Below are 17,600 nucleotides of genomic sequence, written 5' to 3' on the forward strand. Positions count from 1 at the left end.
CCCGGCTAGGCTGGGCCAGGTGAGGCCGCATCCCCCGTACCCCCGCGCCGGCCGCCTCCGGGCGGCGCTGGCGGCGTCCTGCGCGACGCTGCTGCTGGGCACCGCCGGCTGCGCCTTCGGCGACCCGGATCCCGACCCGGCCGGCGAGCCGCCCAACCTCCCGTCGCCGTCCACCTCGGCCAGCCCGGGGGGCGCCGGCCAGCAGGTGGTCGCCACGGTGCTGGCCAAGGGGCTGGCGGTGCCGTGGGGCATCGCCTTCCTGCCCGACGGCGGCGCGCTGGTCACCGAACGGGACAGCGGGCGGATCCTCCAGGTCGGCCCGGAGTCCGGACCGGAGGGGATGACCGTCCGGGTGGTACAGACCGTGCCGGACGTGGCGGCCTCCGGCGAGGGCGGCCTGCTCGGCATCGCGGTCTCCCCGGCGTACGCCCGGGACCGCACGGTCTTCGTCTACTACACGAGCGCCGAGGACAACCGGATCGCGCGGGTGGAGCTGGGCCGGCCGCCGACCCCGATCCTCACCGGCATCCCCAAGGCCGGCAACCACAACGGCGGCGGGCTGGCCTTCGGCCCGGACGGCTTCCTCTACGCCAGCACCGGCGACGCCGGGCGCACCGCCAACGCGCAGGACCCGAAGAGCCTCGGCGGCAAGGTCCTGCGGATCACCCGGGACGGCCGGCCCGCGCCGGGCAACCCCACCGCCGGCTCCCCGGTCTGGTCGACCGGGCACCGCAACGTGCAGGGCTTCGCCTGGACGCCGAACAAGCGGATGTACGCCGTGGAGTTCGGCCAGAACACCTGGGACGAGATCAACCAGATCAACAAGGGCGGCAACTACGGCTGGCCGCAGGTGGAGGGGCGCGGCGACGACAAGCGCTACGTCAACCCGATCGTGCAGTGGCGCACCGGCGACGCCTCCTGCTCCGGCCTGGCCGCGGTGGAGCGGCTGCTGGTCACCGCCTGCCTGCGCGGGCAGCGGCTCTGGCTGGTCGAACTGGCCGGCAACGGCACCGTCCTCGGTCAGCCCCGCGAGCTGCTCACCGGCCGGTACGGCCGGCTGCGGGCCGCCGCGGTGGCGCCGGACGGGTCGGTCTGGGTGAGCACCTCCAACCGGGACGGGCGGGGCAAACCGGCCGGCGACGACGACCGCATCCTGCGGCTGGTCTTCGCCGACGGCGGCGCCGGACGCAGCTGATTCCGCTTCCGCCGGGTTTGCCAAGATCCTTCTACGGGCAGGTCAGAATCTCAGCATGGACGGCCAGGAGAACGAGCAGCACAGCACCGGGGACGTGACGGCTCCGGAGGACGGGCGTGCCCGCCGCCGGTGGCGCCCCGGCACGGCGCTGCGCCGGCTCGGCGTGGTGCTGGCCCTGCTCGTGGTCACCCTCGCCGGCATGGTGGCCGGCACGTACGCGGGCGGGCACGTGGGCACCGACATCGGGCCGTTCCGCGCGCAGCTCAACCTCAGCCCGTCGCTGAGCGGCGGCACCACCGTCGACATCCCGCCGCTGGGCGCGCTGCTGCTGGACAGCCACGACGGGCCGGCGTACCTGACCGTCGAGCTCGGCGCGCTGGACCAGCGGCGTACCGAGGCGCTGATCGACGACCCGGCGAGCATCAGCCGGGCAAGCCAGTCGGCGGTTGAGGACGTGCGGGCCGGCGTGATGCGGCTCGGCCTGAAGACCCTCGCCTCGTCGGTGCTGGCCACCCTGCTCCTGGCCGGGCTGGTCTTCCGCGACATGCGCCGCACCGCGTGGGCCGGCGGGCTGGCGCTGGTGGTCACCGCCGGCAGCCTCGGCCTGGCCGCCGCCACCATCCGCCCGCAGGCCATCGAGGAGCCGCGCTACGAGGGGCTGCTGGTCAACGCCCCGGCGATCGTCGGCGACGCGCGGCGGATCGCCAACGACTACACCAAGTACGCCGAGCAGCTGCAACGGCTGGTCGGCAACGTCAGCAAGCTCTACACCACGGTCTCCGCGCTGCCGGTGGTCCAGCCGTCGCCCGGCACCACCCGGGTGCTGCACGTCTCCGACATGCACCTCAACCCGACCGGCTGGCAGCTGATCCGCACCGTGGTGGAGCAGTTCAACATCGACGTGGTGATCGACACCGGCGACATCACCGACTGGGGCAGCGAGCCGGAGGCGTCCTTCGTCGGCTCGATCGGCCTGCTCAAGAAGCCGTACGTCTACATCCGCGGCAACCACGACTCGGCGAAGACGGCCGCCGCGGTGGCCGCGCAGCCCAACGCCATCGTGCTGAACAACTCCACCACGACGGTCTCCGGGCTGACCATCGCCGGCATCGGCGACCCCCGGTTCACCCCGGACAAGGAGACCTCGCCGGCCGGCAGCGGGCTCACCAGGGTCGTCGCCGACCAGGTGATCGGCGCCGGTGAGCAGCTCGCCGCCACGGTCAAGAGCTCGCCGAAGCCGGTGAACATCGCGCTGGTGCACGACCCGGCCTCGGCCGGCTCGCTCTCCGGCACCTGCCCGCTGGTGCTGGCCGGGCACACCCACGCCCGGCAGGTGTCGAAGCTGCCGCAGGTGCCGGACAAGCAGCCGACCCAGCTCATGGTGGAGGGCTCCACGGGCGGCGCCGGGCTGCGCGGCCTGGAGGGCGAGAAGCCCACCCCGCTGTCGATGTCGGTGCTCTACTTCGACCAGCAGAAGCTGCTCCAGGCCTACGACGACATCACCGTGGGCGGGACCGGGCAGTCGCAGGTCAACCTGGAACGGCACGTGATCCAGGACCCGAAGAAGGGCGACCAGGTGCCGGTCACCCCGACCCCGACCCGGGGCGGGCCCGTGTCGCCCGCCCCGACCGGCAGCCCGACCGCGACGCCGAGCCCCACCGGCTGACGCTCAGCGCAGCGAGAGCGCGGCCAGCGCGGCGTTGACGATGCTGCCGGGCAGCAGGTCGTGCAGCTCGTACAGCTCCCCGACGCTGCCGGACTGGCCGAACTCGTCCACCCCGAGCGGCACGGCCGGGGCGCCGAGCGCCGAGCCGAGCCAGGCCATCGCGTGCGAGGCGGCGTCGTGCACGGTGACCACCGGCACCCGGTCGGCGAAGGCCGACCGCAGCGCCCCGGGCACGCTCGGCACGGTCGCCGTCCGCACACCCTGGCGCAGGGTCCGCTGCCAGGCCCGGTAGAGCCGGTCCAGGCTCGTCACATCGACCACGTGCGCCGCGACGCCCTCCTCGGCCAGCTCGGCGGCGGCCGCGAGGACCTCCGGCAGCACCGCGCCGGAGGCGGCGAGCTGCACGACCGGGGCGTCCGCGAGATGGGGGTACGCCTCGTGCGCGTCGACCAGCCGGTACGCCCCGGCCACCACCTGCCGGCGCAGCACCGCGTCGCCGATCCGGGCCCGGGCCGCCTCGAACGGCGCCTGGTCGATCGGCCGCGTGCTGAGCCGGAAGTAGTACGCCCCGTCCTCGGCCGGCGCGGCGGTGGCGGCCGGCGCCGCTCCCCCGGCGATCTGGCCGAGCGCGTCGCAGAGCAGCCAGTCGAGGCTGCCGGCGTACGCGGGTTCGCAGAAGGTGACCCCGGGCAGCTCCAGGCCGACCGAGGCGGTGATCGTCGACTGGTGGGCGCCACCCTCGGGGGCGAGGGTGATGCCGGACGGGGTGCCGGCGACCACGAACCGGGAGCCCGAGTAGGTGCCGTAGAGGAAGGCGTCCAGGCCGCGCAGCACGAACGGGTCGTAGACCGTGCCGACGGGCAGCAGCGGCTGCCCGGACAGGTCCCACGACAGGCCGAGCTGGCCGAGCAGCAGGAACAGGTTCATCTCGGAGATGCCCAGCTCGATGTGCTGCCCGGCGGGGGTCTCCGTCCAGCGCAGCATCCGGTCCTCGGTCCAGGAGCGCTGCTCGGTCGGGGCGAACACGCCGGTCTTGTTGATGAACCCGGCCAGGTTGGTGGAGGTGGCCACGTCCGGCGCGGTGGTGACCAGGTAGGGCGCGATGTTCGGGTCGCGGGCCAGGTCGACCAGCACCCGGCCGAAGACCTCCTGGGTGGAGACGGGCTTGTTCACCCGTACCTTGGTGGTCTCCGGGACGGTGACCCCCAGCGCCCGCTCGCGCGGCGCGCGGGACAGCGCCTCCCGGCGCTCGCCGGCCCGGATGCCGGCCGGGGAGGCCGGGTCGAGGCGGTCCCACTCGGTGTCGCGGGTCAGGCCGTGCGCGGCGCGCAGCGCGTCGACCTGCTCGGTGGTGAGCAGCGCCGAGTGGTTGCGCGGGTTGCCGGCGATCGGCAGCCCCCACCCCTTGACGGTGTAGGCGAAGACCACGCTGGGCCGGTCGGTGACCGCGTCGCACTGGGCGTACGCGTCGAGCATCGCCTGCAGGTCGTGCCCGCCCAGGTCGGTGACGAGCGGGCCCAGCTCGTCGTCGGGGATGTCGGCCACGAAGGCGGCCACCTCGGCCGGGGCGCCGTCCAGGAACTGCTTGCGCAGCGCCGGCCCGGCCAGCCCGAACAGCGACTGGTACTGCTCGTTCGGCATCAGGTCGATCCAGTCGCGCAGCGCCGCCCCGCCCGGCCGCTCGTACGCCTCGGCGAGCCTGCGGCCGTACTTGACCTCGACCACGTGCCAGCCGGCGGCCTCGAACTGCCCCCGCCACTGGTTGATCCGCACCCCGGGGACGACCCGGTCCAGCGACTGGCGGTTGAAGTCGACCAGCCACATGACGTTGCCCAGCCCGGTGGTGGCCGGGTCGGCGACGGCCTCCCAGATGTTTCCCTCGTCCAGTTCGGCGTCGCCGATGAGGGCGATGAACCGGGAGTGCGGCCGCTCGCCGAAGTGCGCGTCGACGTAGCGGCGGGTGACCGCGGCGAACAGCGGCGCGGCGGCGCCCAGGCCCACCGAGCCGGTGGAGAAGTCCACCCCGTCCGGGTCCTTGGTCCGGGACGGGTACGACTGCAACCCGCCGCGCGCCCGCAGCTTCGGCAGGTAGGACCGGTCCAGGTTGCCGAGCAGGTACTGGACGGCGTGGAAGACCGGCGAGGCGTGCGGCTTGACCGCGACCCGGTCCTCGGCGTCCAGGTGGGCGAACCAGAGCGCGGTCATCGCGGTGACCAGCGAGGCGCTGGACGCCTGGTGGCCGCCGACCTTCACGCCGTCGCCGGTGTCCCGGTCGTGGTTGGCCGCGTCCACGATGCGGGTGGCGAGCCAGAGCACCCGCCGCTGGATCTCGTCGAGGACGTCGAGGTCGTGCTGGTTCACGGTGACTCCATCCGGGCGTCGCCGTTGACGCCCACGCGCGGGGGGGGGGTGCGGGGTAGCCGCGTACTCGGAAGAGACCGGGGGCCGCCGCCGGGTCACGACGGCGGCCCCCGGGACGGGACTCAGCCCTGGACGCCGAGGCGCGCCAGGATCAGTTCGCGGACGGTCTTGGCGTCCGCCTGGCCGCGGGTGGTCTTCATGACCGCGCCGACCAGCGCGCCGGCCGCCGCGACCTTGCCGCTGCGGATCTTGTCGGCGACGTCCGCGTTGGCGGCGATCGCCTCGTCCACGGCGGCGGTGAGCGCGCCGGTGTCGGAGACGACCTCCAGGTTGCGGTTGGTCATGATCTCGGTCGGCGAGCCCTCGCCGCCCACCACGCCCTCCAGCACGATGCGGGCCAGCTTGTCGTTGAGCCGGCCGGCGTCCACCAGGCCCTGCAGCTCGGCGACCTGCTCCGGGGTGGCCCCGACGTCGGAGAGCTCCACGCCGGTCTCGTTGGCCCGCCGGGACAGCTCGCCCAGCCACCACTTGCGGGCGGCGGCCGGGGTGGCGCCGGCGGCAACGGTCCGCTCGATCAGTTCCACCGCGCCGGCGTTGACCACCGACTGCATGTCCAGGTCGGACAGGCCCCAGTCCTGCTGGATGCGCTTGCGGCGCAGCCGCGGCAGCTCCGGCAGGGCGGCCTTCAGCTCGGCCACCCAGGCGGGGTCCGGCGCGAGCGGGACCAGGTCCGGCTCCGGGAAGTACCGGTAGTCGGTGGCGGTCTCCTTGGACCGGCCGGGGGTGGTGTCCCCGGTGTCCTCGTGGAAGTGCCGGGTCTCCTGGGTGATGGTGCCGCCGGCGTCGAGCACCGACGCCTGCCGCAGCATCTCCGAGCGGACCGCCCGCTCGACCGAGCGCAGCGAGTTGACGTTCTTGGTCTCGGTGCGGGTGCCCCACTCCTCGCCCGGCTTGTTCAGCGAGGTGTTGACGTCGCAGCGCAGCGAGCCCTCCTCCATCCGGACGTCGGAGACGCCCAGCGAGCGGATCACGTCGCGCAGTTCGGTGACGTACGCCCGGGCCACCTCGGGAGCGAGCGCGCCGGTGCCGGGGACCGGCCTGGTGACGATCTCCACGAGGGGGATGCCGGCCCGGTTGTAGTCGACCAGCGACTCGGTGGCGCCGTGGATCCGACCGGTGGCGCCGCCGACGTGCAGCGTCTTGCCGGTGTCCTCCTCCAGGTGCACCCGCTCGATGCCGATCCGCACGATCTCGCCGTTGACCTCGACGTCCAGGTAGCCGTCGACGCAGAGCGGCTCGTCGTACTGGCTGATCTGGAAGTTCTTCGGCATGTCCGGGTAGAAGTAGTTCTTCCGGGCGAACCGGCACCACTCGGCGATGGAGCAGTTCAGCGCGAGACCGATCCGGATGGTCGCCTCGATGGCCGCCTTGTTGGCCACCGGCAGCGAGCCGGGCAGGCCCAGGCAGACCGGGCAGACCCGGGTGTTCGGCTCGCCGCCGAAGTCGGTCGGGCAGCCGCACCACATCTTGGTGTTCGTGCCCAGCTCGACGTGGGTCTCCAGGCCGATCACCGGTTCGTAGCGCGCCACGACCTCGTCGTACGCGGGCAGTGTCGTCGTCATCGGTGCTCCTGCCTCACAGTGCCGGTGGGGTGAACGTGCCGACCGTGGACTCCAACGCGGCGGCGACCCGGTACATCCGGTCGTCGGCCATGGTCGGGGCCATGATCTGGAAACCGACCGGCAGCCCCTCGGAGAGGCCGCACGGGACCGAGATGCCCGGCCCGCCGTAGAGGTTGGTCGGGATGGTGAACAGGTCGGCCAGGTACATCTGGTAGGGGTCGGCGGTGCGCGCCCCGATCGGGAAGGCCACGAACGGGGTGGTCGGCGAGATGAGCGCGTCCACCCGCTCGAAGGCGGCGGTGAAGTCCCGGGTGATCAGGGTGCGGACCTTCTGCGCCTGCCCGTAGTAGGCGTCGTAGTAGCCCGAGGAGAGCGCGTAGGTGCCGAGCATGATGCGCCGCTTCACCTCGGGGCCGAAGCCGGCCTCCCGGGTCAGCGACATGACCTCCTCCAGCGACCGGTTGCCGTCGTCGCCGACCCGCAGGCCGAACCGGACGCCGTCGAACCGGGCCAGGTTGGAGGAGCACTCGCTCGGCGCGATCAGGTAGTAGGCCGGCAGGGCGTACTTGAAGTGCGGGCAGGAGATCTCGACGATCTCGGCGCCCAGCTTCGCGAGGGCCTCCACCGACTCGCGGAACGCGGCCATCACGCCCGGCTCGGCGCCCTCGCCGGTGAACTCGGTGACCACGCCGAGCTTCACCCCGGTGAGGTCGCCGGTGGCGCCGAGCTTCGCCGCGCCCACCACGTCCGGCACCGGGGCCGGGATGGACGTGGAGTCGTTCGGGTCGTGGCCGGCGATCACCTGGTGCAGCAGCGCGGCGTCGAGCACCGTGCGCGCGCACGGGCCGGGGGTGTCCAGCGAGGAGGAGAACGCCACCAGGCCGTAGCGGGAGGTGCCGCCGTAGGTGGGCTTCGCCCCGACGGTGCCGGTGACCGCGCCCGGCTGGCGGATCGAGCCGCCGGTGTCCGAGCCGATCGACAGCGGCGCCTCGTACGCGGCGAGCGCCGCCGCGCTGCCGCCGCCCGAGCCGCCCGGGATGCGGTCCAGGTCCCACGGGTTGCGGGTCGGGCCGTACGCCGAGTATTCCGTGGAGGAGCCCATGGCGAACTCGTCCATGTTGGTCTTGCCGAGCATCACCGTGCCGGCGTCGCGCAGCCGCTGCACGACCGTCGAGTCGTACGGCGGGCGCCAGCCCTCCAGGATCTTCGAGCCGACGGTGGTCGGCACGCCCTTGGTGGTCAGCACGTCCTTCACGGCGACCGGCACGCCGGCCAGCGGGCCCAGCTCCTCGCCGGCGGCGCGGCGCTCGTCCACCCGGCGGGCGGCGGCCAGCGCGCCCTCGGTGTCGACGTGCAGGAAGGCGTGGACCCGCTCGTCGACGGCGGTGATCCGGTCCAGGTGGGCCTGCGTGACCTCCACGGCGGAGGTCCCGCCGGTCGCCACCAGGCCGGCGATCTCGGCGGCGGTGAGCCTGGTCAGGTCAGTCATGAAGCCACATCCTCGTCCAGGATCCGCGGGACGCGGAACCGCTGCTCCTCGGCGTCGGGCGCACCCGACAGCGCCTCCTGCGGGGTCAGGCACGGCGTCACCACGTCCTCGCGGAGGACGTTGGTCAGCGGCACCGAGTGGGACGTCGGCGGGATGTCCGCCGCGGCGACCTCGCCGACCTGGGCGACCGACTGGAGGATCACGTCCAGCTGGCCGGCGAAGGTGTCCAACTCCTCCTCGGTGACGGCGAGCCGCGACAGTCGCGCGAGATGCGCGACCTCCTCGCGGGAGATGGCGGCCATCGGGTGCCCCCTTCGTGGCTGTCCTGCTGCGTCTGCGGTGTGCCGGCCGCGCGCTCGCCGGGGACGATGACACGCGGTGACCGGAGCGAGTCTATTGCCCTCCGGTGGAGCCGACGCCTCCGACTCCCGGTGCCCGGCCGCCGGGACGCCGGTCAACGGGCCGGTCGGCGCGGCCCGTCACCCTCCGCCGCCACGGCCGGGTGGACCGGACGGTACCGGGACAGCCAGGTCACCAGCTCCTCGGCCGGCATGGGGCGGGCGTGGAACCAGCCCTGCGCCACGTCGCAGCCGGCCGCGTGCAGCAGCCGCCAGGTGCGCTCGTCCTCGACGCCCTCGGCCACCACTCGCAGCCCGAGGGCCCCGGCCAGCTCGATCATCGACCGGACGATCGCCGCGTCGTCGGGGTCGTCGGCCATCCCCAGCACGAACGACCGGTCCACCTTCACCTCGGACAGCGGCAACCGGCGCAGGTGCTGCAACGACGAGTAGCCGGTGCCGAAGTCGTCCAGCGCGATGCCGACCCCGATCCGGTGCAGCTGGGTGATGCTGGCCAGCACTCGCCGCGGGTCGGCCATCAGCGCGCCCTCGGTGATCTCCACCTGGAGCCGGTCCGGCGGGACGCCGTAGCGGGCCAGCCGGTCGGCGATCTGCTCGGCGATCTCGCCGGTGTGCAGGTCGCGGACGCTGACGTTGAGCGCGGCGCGCAGCGTGACGCCGGCCGCCGACCACTTGGCCACCTGCTCCACCACGTCGTCCACCACCCGGCGGGTGAGCAGCCGCATCACCGCGCTCTGCTCGGCGACCTGGATCAGCTCCCCGGGGTCGACCATGCCGCGGCGCGGGTGCCGCCAGCGCAGCAGCGCCTCGACCCCGACCACCTCGCCGGTCGCGATGGCGATCTGCGGCTGGTAGTACATGGTGATCTCGCCCGGGTCGTCCGCCCCGCCGGGGTGATCGGCCGGCCGGGCCCGGGCCGGGCCGCGCGGCTCCGTCGTCCGGCTCGGGACCGGTGCCGCGCCGGCCTCCGACCCGGAGCCGGACGGTCCGCTCGGGCCGCCCGGTCCGCCCGCTCGCTGACGAGCCGCGTCGTCGCCCTCCGGCTGGCCGACGGTCACGGTGTCGGGCTGGCCGCCGAGCACCGCCTCCGGCCGGCCGTCGGGCCCCACCTCGGGCTGGCCGCCGTGGGCCGGGGTGAGCCGGTCGCCGTCCCCGGGCGCCGGGACCTCCGCCGGGGCCGGGCGGGCCGCCCGGCGGCGGATCGGGTCGGCGCCGGTGACGATCCGGTTGATCAGCTCGTCGTCGTGCCGCACCTCGACCCGCTCGCGCCGCCGCAGCCGCCACCGCCCCGGCGGCTCCAGGTCGCGGCGCGGCCGCAGCCGCCCGGAGCCGGGGATGTCGGAGGACCCGTCGCCGGGTCGCGCCCGACCGCCGTTGCGGGGCAGACCGTCGGCCCGGGCCGGCCGCGCCGCCGGGGCGGGCAGGCCGGGCGCCGGGGCGAGGGCCGCGCCGTCGCCACCGCGTACGCCGGTCGGCTCCCCGGCCGGGGCGGGCGGCCCGGCCTCCAGCACGCGGCGCAGGTCGGCGAGGAGGCTCAGCCGCTCGGCGGAGTTGTGGTCGGACTCCGGCGCGTAGACGGCGACGGTGTCGTTGCGGTGCTTCGCGTCGTACATGGCCACGTCGGCGTGGCGCATCAGGGTGGCGAAGTCCTCGCCGTGCTCGGGGAAGAGGGCGACGCCGATCGAGCCGCCCACGTCCAGCGGCAGCCCGTCCAGCGGCACCGGCTCGGCGAGCGCGGCCACCACCCGGTCGGCCCGCTCGCGGGCCTGGTCGGTGCCGGTGAGCCCGGGTACGACGATGGCGAACTCGTCGCCGCCGAGCCGCGCCACCAGGTCCTCCTCGCCGACCACCTGGATCAGCCGGGCGCTCACCTCGACGAGCAGCCGGTCACCCACCGCGTGCCCGAGCGCGTCGTTGACGTGCTTGAACCGGTCGAGGTCGAGCAGCAGCAGGGCCAGGTGGGCGTCCGGCTCGCCCCGGGCGGCCCGCTCGGCGTGCAGGTGCACCTGCTCGGCCACCTCGGTGAGCAGGGCCTTGCGGTTGGGCAGCCCGGTCAGCGGGTCGAGGTCGGCGAGCTGCTCCCGTTCGGCGGAGAGCCGGGCCATCCGGTAGACCGCGAAGAGCGGCACCAGCACCAGCGGGATCAGCGCGGCGCTGGCCCGGGCCGCGGCCACCAGCACCGGGGCGAGCAGCAGCAGCGAGCCGGTGGAGAGCAGCTCGTAGGCCAGGCCCAGCCGGACGCTGGGCCACCAGCGGTCGCCGAACCGCAGCCGGATCGCGGAGCTGACCAGGCCGTAGTTGACCACGAACCAGGCCGCCGTGGCCCCGCCCACCGCCGCCACGTCGGTCCAGTGCAGCCGGCCGCCGTCGAAGAGCTCGCCCGAGCCGAGCCGGGTGACCGCGTACGCGGCCGCCAGCGCGCAGGCGTACTGGGCGCCGTTGAAGGCGGTGCGCCAGCCGGCGTAGCCGAGCCGCCAGCCGGAGACGGCCACCGCCACGGCCTGCACCGCGACGGCCGGGCCGAGCCCCCAGCCGAGCAGGATGGCGAAGGTGAAGCAGGTCGACGGGAAGACCGCCGAGGTCTGGCGTCGACCGGGCGGCACGAACGGGCGGGCGTCGCAGGCCACGGCGAGCGCCGCCATGGTCCAGAAGGCGGCCGGCAGGTGGGGCAGCTCGTCGGGGAGCGCGGCCAGCGGCCCGGCCGAGACGAGCAGGGCCAGGACGCCGACCACACTGACGAAGCCGAAGAACGGCCCGGTCCGCCCGGGCGGGACGGAGTTTCGCGGGTCGCCGGTCTCCATCGCACCTCCCGGGATCGGCCCCTGGCATGCGCCGTCACACGCCGTACGCCAATGAAACGCCCTCGGTGCCGAATTCCCCGACACGACAGTCACGAATCGGTCGTAGTCGTAATTAAGTTGGAATACGCGGCAGGCCGCGCCGCGCGGGGGTCAGCCCTCGATGCGGGCCACCTCCCGGGCCGCGTCCGGGCCGGACTCCAGCAGCACCCGGAAGCCGTCCTCGTCGAGGACGGGCACCTTGAGGCTGGCCGCCTTGTCGGCCTTGGAGCCGGGGTTGTCGCCGACCACCACGAAGCCGGTCTTCTTGGAGACCGAGCCGGTGACCTTGCCGCCGCGGCTCTGGATCGCCTCGGACGCCTGGTCGCGGCTGAACCCGGCCAGGGTGCCGGTGACCACCACGGTCACCCCTTCGAGCGGGCGCGGCCCCTCCTCGCCGGCCTCCTCGGCCATCCGCACGCCGGAGTCGGCCCACTTGCGCACCACCTCGCGGTGCCAGTCGACGGCGAACCACTCCTTGATGCTGGCCGCGATGGTCGGGCCGACGCCGTCCACCGAGGACAGCTCCTCCTCGCTCGCCGCGTCGATCGCCTCGACCGAGCGGAAGTGCCGGGCGAGGGCCTGGGCCGCGGTCGGGCCGACGTGCCGGATGGAGAGCGCGACCAGCACCCGCCACAGCTCCCGCTCCCGGGCCACGGCCAGGTTGTCGAGCAGCTTGGTCGCGTTGCTGCCCAGGGTGCCGTCCTTGTTGACGAAGAACGGCGCGCGGGAGAGCTGCTCGGCGTCGAGGGCGAACAGGTCACCCTCGTCGTGGATGATCCCGGCGTCGAGCAGCGCGGCGGCGCCCTTGTAGCCGAGCACCTCGATGTCGAAGGCTCCCCGGCCGGCCAGGTGGAAGACCCGCTCCCGCAGCTGCGCCGGGCAGCTGCGCGAGTTGGGGCAGCGGATGTCGACGTCGCCCTCCTTCGCCGGCGCCAGCGGGGTGCCGCAGGCCGGACAGGTGGTGGGCATGACGAACGGGCGGGCGTCGGCCGGGCGCAGGTCGACCACCGGGCCGAGCACCTCGGGGATGACGTCGCCAGCCTTGCGCAGCACCACCGTGTCGCCGATGAGCACGCCCTTGCGCTCGACCTCGCGGGCGTTGTGCAGGGTGGCCAGGGCGACCGTGGAGCCGGCCACCCGGACCGGTTCGAGGACGGCGAACGGGGTGACCCGGCCGGTGCGCCCGACGTTGACGTCGATGTCGAGCAGCTTGGTGGTCACCTCCTCCGGCGGGTACTTGAAAGCGATGGCCCAGCGCGGCGCGCGGCTGGTCGAGCCGAGCCGGCCCTGGATGGAGACCGGGTCGACCTTGACCACCACGCCGTCGATCTCGTGCTCGACGTCGTGCCGGTGCTCGGCGTAGTAGGCGATGTATTCGGCCACCCCGGCCAGGTCGGGCACCACCCGCCAGCGGTCGCTGGTCGGCAGCCCCCACGCCCGGAGCGCCGCGTAGGACTCGGACTGCGCGGCCGGCTGGAAGCCCCGACGGGCGCCGATGCCGTGCACCACCAGGCGCAACGGCCGGGAGGCGGTGATCCGCGGGTCCTTCTGGCGCAGGCTGCCGGCGGCCGCGTTGCGCGGGTTGGCGAACGGCGCCTTGCCCTGCTCGACCAGGCCGGCGTTGAGGTCGGCGAAGCCGGCCACCGGGAAGTAGATCTCGCCGCGCACCTCGAGGAACTCGGGCACGTCGGGGAAGTCGTCGGAGGGGGTCAGCCGGGCCGGCACGTCCCGGATGCTGCGGACGTTGGCGGTGACGTCCTCACCGGTGCGCCCGTCGCCCCGGGTGGCGGCCCGGACCAGCCGCCCCTTCTCGTAGGTCAGGTTGATCGCCAGGCCGTCGACCTTGAGCTCGCAGAGGTAGGGCACCGGGCCGCCGGCGTCGCGCTCGACCCGCTCGGCCCAGGCGGCCAGCTCCTCGTCGGCGAAGGCGTTGTCGAGCGAGAGCATCCGCTCGGCGTGGGTGACCGGGGTGAAGTCGGTGGAGAAGCTGCCGCCGACGCGCTGGGTCGGCGAGTCGGGGGTGCGCAGCGCCGGGTATTCCGCCTCCAGCGCCTCCAGCTCACGCAGCTGCTTGTCGAACTCGGCGTCGGAGACGATCGGCGCGTCCAGCACGTAGTAGCGGTACTGGTGCTCGGTGAGCTCCTGGCTCAGCGTGGCGTGCCGCTCCCGCGCCTCGGGGGTCGGCTCGGCGCCCGCCGCCGCCTCCTGCGCGGGGCTGACCGCCTGGGGAATCGCTTCTTCGGACACCCTGCCGCCTTCGGACACCGCTGTCGACCTCCCGTGATCGTGCTACCCCCGCACGGTAGCGGGCGGGGCCGACAACCGCCCCCACCCCACCGACTCGTTCGCCGTCGATCATGAGGTTGACGGCGCGGCAGCCGACATTCCACCCCGCCAACTTCATGATCGACGGGAGGGGTCCGGGGCCCGGGTCGGGTGGTTGGTGCCGGGTGGTGGGGTGGTTGACGTGCGACGATCGCCGGGCGGTGGTGGGGCGGCACGGGTGAGAGGCGGGGGTACGGATGCGTAACGGGCTGCTCTGGGCGGCGGTGATCGTGGTCTGCGTGGCGGCCGGCTGGCTGTGGGGCGAGTGGCGACGCCGGGCCGCGAACCGGTCCGCGGAGGCGGGTCGGCGCGCGGGACGCCGGTCGGGCGCGGGGGACCGCTCCGGGCGTGGTTCCCGCTCGGAAACGGACGTGCGCAGCGGCGCACGCCCCGGACGCGGCGGCACGCGTCCCGCCGGCAGACCGGACGGCGGCCGACCCGACGGGGAGCCGGTGCGAGGGCGTACCGGCGCGGCGCCGCGGCCGCGGGACGCCGGGCGGGGTCCGGCGACCGCGCCGCGCCCCGGGGAGATCTGGTGGGCCGACGTGCCCTACGCCGACGGGACCGGCTCGAAGGTGCGCCCGTGCCTGGTGCTGCGGGTCGACGGCCGGGACGCCGACGTCCTGAAGATCACCAGCCAGGACAAGTCGGACCGGGACGACCACCTGCCGATCCCGACCCGGAGCTGGGACCCGGACGCCGACCACGACAGCTTCCTGGACGTCAGCGAACCCATCCCGGTGCCCCTCACCGCCTTCGAGGACCGGGCCGGCACCTGCGCCCCCGACCTCTGGCGTGGCATCCGCCGCCTCCCCCACCTCACGGGCTGACCAGCGCCCGACCGGTCGGGTCAGTCGAGGGCGGTGCTGAGGGCGCGCAGGTGGTCGGCGTATTCGATGCGGGTGGACCAGTCGGCGGGCCACGCCGACATGCCGTGGGCGGCGCCGACGAAGGCGCCGGCCAGGGCGGCGATCGAGTCCGAGTCGCCGGCCGTGGTGGCGCCCCGGGCCAGCGCGCCGACCGGGTCGTCGGCGTGCCGCAGCGCGCAGAGCAGCGCGGTGGCCAGCGCCTCCTCGGCGATCCAGCCCTCGCCGGTGTGCCGGCACGGGTCGCCGCCGTCGTCGGGGCGGGCCAGCGCCGCGTCGAGCCGCCCGAGCACGCGCAGGCACTCGTCCCAGCCCCGGGCGATGAACTCCGCCGGCGTCCGCTCGCTCGAGCGCTGCCACAGGTCGCCCAGCCAGTCGGCCCGGTAGACCGTGCGCTGCGCCCGGGCCCGGTCGGTGAGCAGCCCGGGCAGCTCGGGCAGCGCGGCGCCGTCGCGCAGCAGCCGGACCGCGTACGCGGTCAGTTCGCTGGCCGCCAGGCCGGTCGGGTGGCCGTGGGTCAGGCCGGCCTGCAGCTGGGCCAGCCCGGCCAGGGTGTCGAGGTCGACGTCGAGCAGCCCGACCGGGGTGACCCGCATGTTGGCCCCGCAGCCCTTCGAGCCGGCGACCGTGGCGTCCTGCCAGCGGAGCCCCCGGCCCAGCTCGGCGCAGGCCCGCAGGCAGGTCACCCCGGGCGCGCGGTTGTTGTCCGGGCTGACCGCCCAGTCGAGGAACCGCCGCCGCAGCAACGGCTCCATCGCCTCCGCCGTGTAGGCCGGCGCGTCGCGCAGGGCGCAGGCCACCGCGAGCGCCATCTGGGTGTCGTCGGTGACCAGCGCCGGGTCGCCGGTCAGCTCCCGGGGGCCGGCCGGACCGTAGCGGCGGACGATCTCGTCGACGGTGAGGAACTCGGTGGGCTTGCCCAGGGCGTCGCCGTAGGCGAGACCGAAGAACGAGCCGGAGGCGCGGCGCGGGGCGGAGTCGATCACGGTGACGATCATGCCCCGCCCGCGCAAGCCCGGCCCGCGCGGTCAGTCCCAGCAGAGGCAGAACGGGTGCCCGGCCGGATCGGCGTAGACCCGCCAGCCCTCCCCCTCGCCGGGCAGCCGGCGGGCGCCGAGGGCCAGCGCCGCCTTCTCCGCGGCCTCGATGTCGTCGACCGTCACGTCGATGTGGAACTGCTGCGGCCGCTCCGGGTCGGGCCACTCGGGGGCACGCAGGTTGAGCGCCTTCTGGAAGGCGAGGCGCGGCTGGTGGCCCGGCCGGCCGCCGAGCACCACCCAGTCGTCACCTTCGGAGTTGTCCTCGATGAGCGGGAGGCCGAGCAGCTCCGCGTAGAAGCCGGCCAGCGCGCGCGGATCGGGGCAGTCGATCACCACGGAACGCAGCTGTCCAATCATGCCGGTCATCCTGCCCCCGGGGTACGACAGGAAACCTCACTGCTTCCGAACTGATTGCTCATCATGCCGTTCGGACGGTTCGCTCTCCGCTCGACGGTGGCCGGGCTGGAGTCCTGGACCGGCAGTCTGGTCCGGTGGCGATCGGTCCTCTCCTGCAGGGTCTGCCTCACCTTGTCATGTGGGGTGTGCAGGGCGATGTCGGGGTCGCCGGCTCGCTGCAGGATGTTGATCGCGGCGTTCACGTCGGCCTGCCACACCACCCCGCACGAGGTGCAGTGAAGCCGGTCCCCGCTGCGTCGGCCGAGGCGGCCGCAGCGGTGACAGGCTTGTGAGGTGTAGGCGGCATTGACGTGAACGAGCGCAGAACCTCTGCGCTCCGACACGTTTGCTAGCGCCTCCGCGGTGACTCCTTTGGTCCACCCGGCGAGGCGCCGATTCACGTTCTTGCCGAGCGTCTTGCGCCCGGCGAAGCGCTTGGTCAGGTCTTCGGCAACGACGACGCCGGCCTTGTCGACGACCCGATGCACGGCCTTAAAGATCTCCGTGCGTACCTGCGCGCGGTGACGGATTGCCTGCCGGTCTCGCTTGACGGTCCCGAGGTTGTGGGACCTGATTCGATGCGCTTTTGCATGGTTCCCACGCAGGGCGGCGGTGTTCGCTATCGAACGCAGCTTCGCCCGCCGCCGGTTACGCTCCTTCAACCAGTCCGACTCGCCGGACAGCAGCTCGCCGAGTCGGCGGCCGTGGCGCGCGCCTTCGGAGTCCGTTAGGGCTTCGGTGTAGCCCTTGTCGACGCCGATGGTCCGGTCACCGCACGGCCGCTGTGACGACGACCGCATCTGCGACGCGTCTATCTGGTAGTGCACCTCGACGCGACCACGACGCAGGATCAGCCGCAGCGTGCCGGTCGGGGCAACCGTCGTGGACAACGGAATTCTGACCATGCGGCGACGTTCCAGACCGGGAACCGCCAGCCACAACTGGCCGCGCCGGTCAACGACGGTGTTGTGTTGATCAGCGCGTACCACGATCTGATCATGCGTGCGATTCCTGCCACGCCTCCAGTGCTTCCGCATCTGCCGGGCCAGGAAAGGGTCGCCAGCCCACCGGTCGGCCTTGAGGGAGTTCAGCATCTGCATCCGCTCGGCCGGGTCGCTACCACGCCGGATGGCCGCTCGACGAACCTCGACCTTAGCCGCTTCCAGGTTCGCCGCGATGTCGGTCATGGCGTCGCGGAGGGTTTCCTTCCACGCGTTGGCCAACACACCGAACCGCGCATGTGTGTCATCAGCCAACCACCGATCCCGCACCGACCGATCCTTCAACCCGGATCCGACCCCAGAGATTGACCCGTAACGCTGCCACACCTCGCTGCGAACCTGACCCAGCCGGCGAGCCTGCTCATGCAGGGCGGCGTACTTGCTTCGATTGAGGCGGGTCGAGTACGCGATCCGGGTTACCTTCACCGGTCGACCTTGAC

The 17,600-nt window shown here is 73.8% G+C and carries 12 protein-coding genes; 3 read left to right on the top strand and 9 right to left on the bottom strand.

The genetic code is table 11. The annotated features are described in order from the left end of the window. Positions 1–19 precede the first annotated feature (19 nt). Both AB0F68_RS30065 and AB0F68_RS30070 read left to right on the top strand, forming a co-directional pair. Positions 20–1,195 (top strand): PQQ-dependent sugar dehydrogenase, encoded by a 1,176-nt coding sequence (locus tag AB0F68_RS30065; protein WP_357344318.1) that lies wholly within the window; start codon positions 20–22, stop codon positions 1,193–1,195. A 55-nt stretch (positions 1,196–1,250) separates the two neighbouring features. Beyond that, entirely contained in the window at positions 1,251–2,861 is a 1,611-nt protein-coding gene (locus AB0F68_RS30070) for a metallophosphoesterase (protein ID WP_357344321.1), read from the top strand. Positions 2,862–2,864: 3 nt separating this feature from the next. On the opposite strand, the gene AB0F68_RS30075 is transcribed toward AB0F68_RS30070, so the two are convergent. The 6 genes from AB0F68_RS30075 to ligA all read right to left on the bottom strand — a co-directional run bounded on the left by AB0F68_RS30075 (position 2,865) and on the right by ligA (position 13,779). Then, a complete protein-coding gene (locus AB0F68_RS30075; RefSeq protein ID WP_357344323.1) occupies positions 2,865–5,222 on the bottom strand; it encodes a pyruvate dehydrogenase in 2,358 nt (785 codons plus the stop codon). Between the two features lie 122 nt (positions 5,223–5,344). Beyond that, on the bottom strand, positions 5,345–6,844 hold the full coding sequence (gene gatB, locus AB0F68_RS30080; protein ID WP_357344325.1) for an Asp-tRNA(Asn)/Glu-tRNA(Gln) amidotransferase subunit GatB: 1,500 nt from the start codon (positions 6,842–6,844) through the stop codon (positions 5,345–5,347). 13 nt (positions 6,845–6,857) lie between these two features. Then, a complete protein-coding gene (gene gatA / locus AB0F68_RS30085) occupies positions 6,858–8,333 on the bottom strand; it encodes an Asp-tRNA(Asn)/Glu-tRNA(Gln) amidotransferase subunit GatA (protein ID WP_357344327.1) in 1,476 nt (491 codons plus the stop codon). Further along, entirely contained in the window at positions 8,330–8,635 is a 306-nt protein-coding gene (gene gatC, locus AB0F68_RS30090; protein WP_091268917.1) for an Asp-tRNA(Asn)/Glu-tRNA(Gln) amidotransferase subunit GatC, read from the bottom strand. The genes gatA and gatC overlap by 4 nt, the downstream gene beginning before the upstream one ends. 152 nt (positions 8,636–8,787) lie before the next feature. Beyond that, on the bottom strand, positions 8,788–11,493 hold the full coding sequence (locus AB0F68_RS30095) for a bifunctional diguanylate cyclase/phosphodiesterase (RefSeq protein WP_357344329.1): 2,706 nt from the start codon (positions 11,491–11,493) through the stop codon (positions 8,788–8,790). Positions 11,494–11,643: 150 nt separating this feature from the next. Further along, positions 11,644–13,779, bottom strand: coding sequence for an NAD-dependent DNA ligase LigA (gene ligA / locus AB0F68_RS30100; protein ID WP_357344331.1), 2,136 nt, complete (start codon positions 13,777–13,779; stop codon positions 11,644–11,646). A gap of 275 nt (positions 13,780–14,054) precedes the next feature. Between ligA and AB0F68_RS30105 the strand changes: the two genes are divergently transcribed. After that, the gene (locus tag AB0F68_RS30105) at positions 14,055–14,687 is read left to right on the top strand and encodes a type II toxin-antitoxin system PemK/MazF family toxin (protein ID WP_357344333.1); all 633 of its coding nucleotides are present in this window, start codon (positions 14,055–14,057) and stop codon (positions 14,685–14,687) included. A 20-nt stretch (positions 14,688–14,707) separates the two neighbouring features. Here the strand turns inward: AB0F68_RS30105 and AB0F68_RS30110 are convergent, their stop codons facing one another. Genes AB0F68_RS30110 through AB0F68_RS30120 form a run of 3 tightly spaced genes read right to left on the bottom strand, consistent with a single transcriptional unit; the run spans position 14,708 to position 17,586 of the window. Further along, on the bottom strand, positions 14,708–15,721 hold the full coding sequence (locus tag AB0F68_RS30110; RefSeq protein ID WP_357344335.1) for an ADP-ribosylglycohydrolase family protein: 1,014 nt from the start codon (positions 15,719–15,721) through the stop codon (positions 14,708–14,710). Between the two features lie 30 nt (positions 15,722–15,751). Beyond that, positions 15,752–16,120, bottom strand: coding sequence for a VOC family protein (locus AB0F68_RS30115; RefSeq protein WP_357344337.1), 369 nt, complete (start codon positions 16,118–16,120; stop codon positions 15,752–15,754). Positions 16,121–16,125: 5 nt separating this feature from the next. Beyond that, positions 16,126–17,586 carry a transposase gene (locus tag AB0F68_RS30120; protein WP_357344339.1) on the bottom strand — a complete coding sequence of 487 codons (1,461 nt, stop codon included), beginning with the start codon at positions 17,584–17,586 and terminating at the stop codon, positions 16,126–16,128. Positions 17,587–17,600: the final 14 nt, after the last annotated feature.

This window comes from Micromonospora sp. NPDC023966, from assembly GCF_040639095.1.
Lineage (GTDB): Bacteria > Actinomycetota > Actinomycetes > Mycobacteriales > Micromonosporaceae > Micromonospora.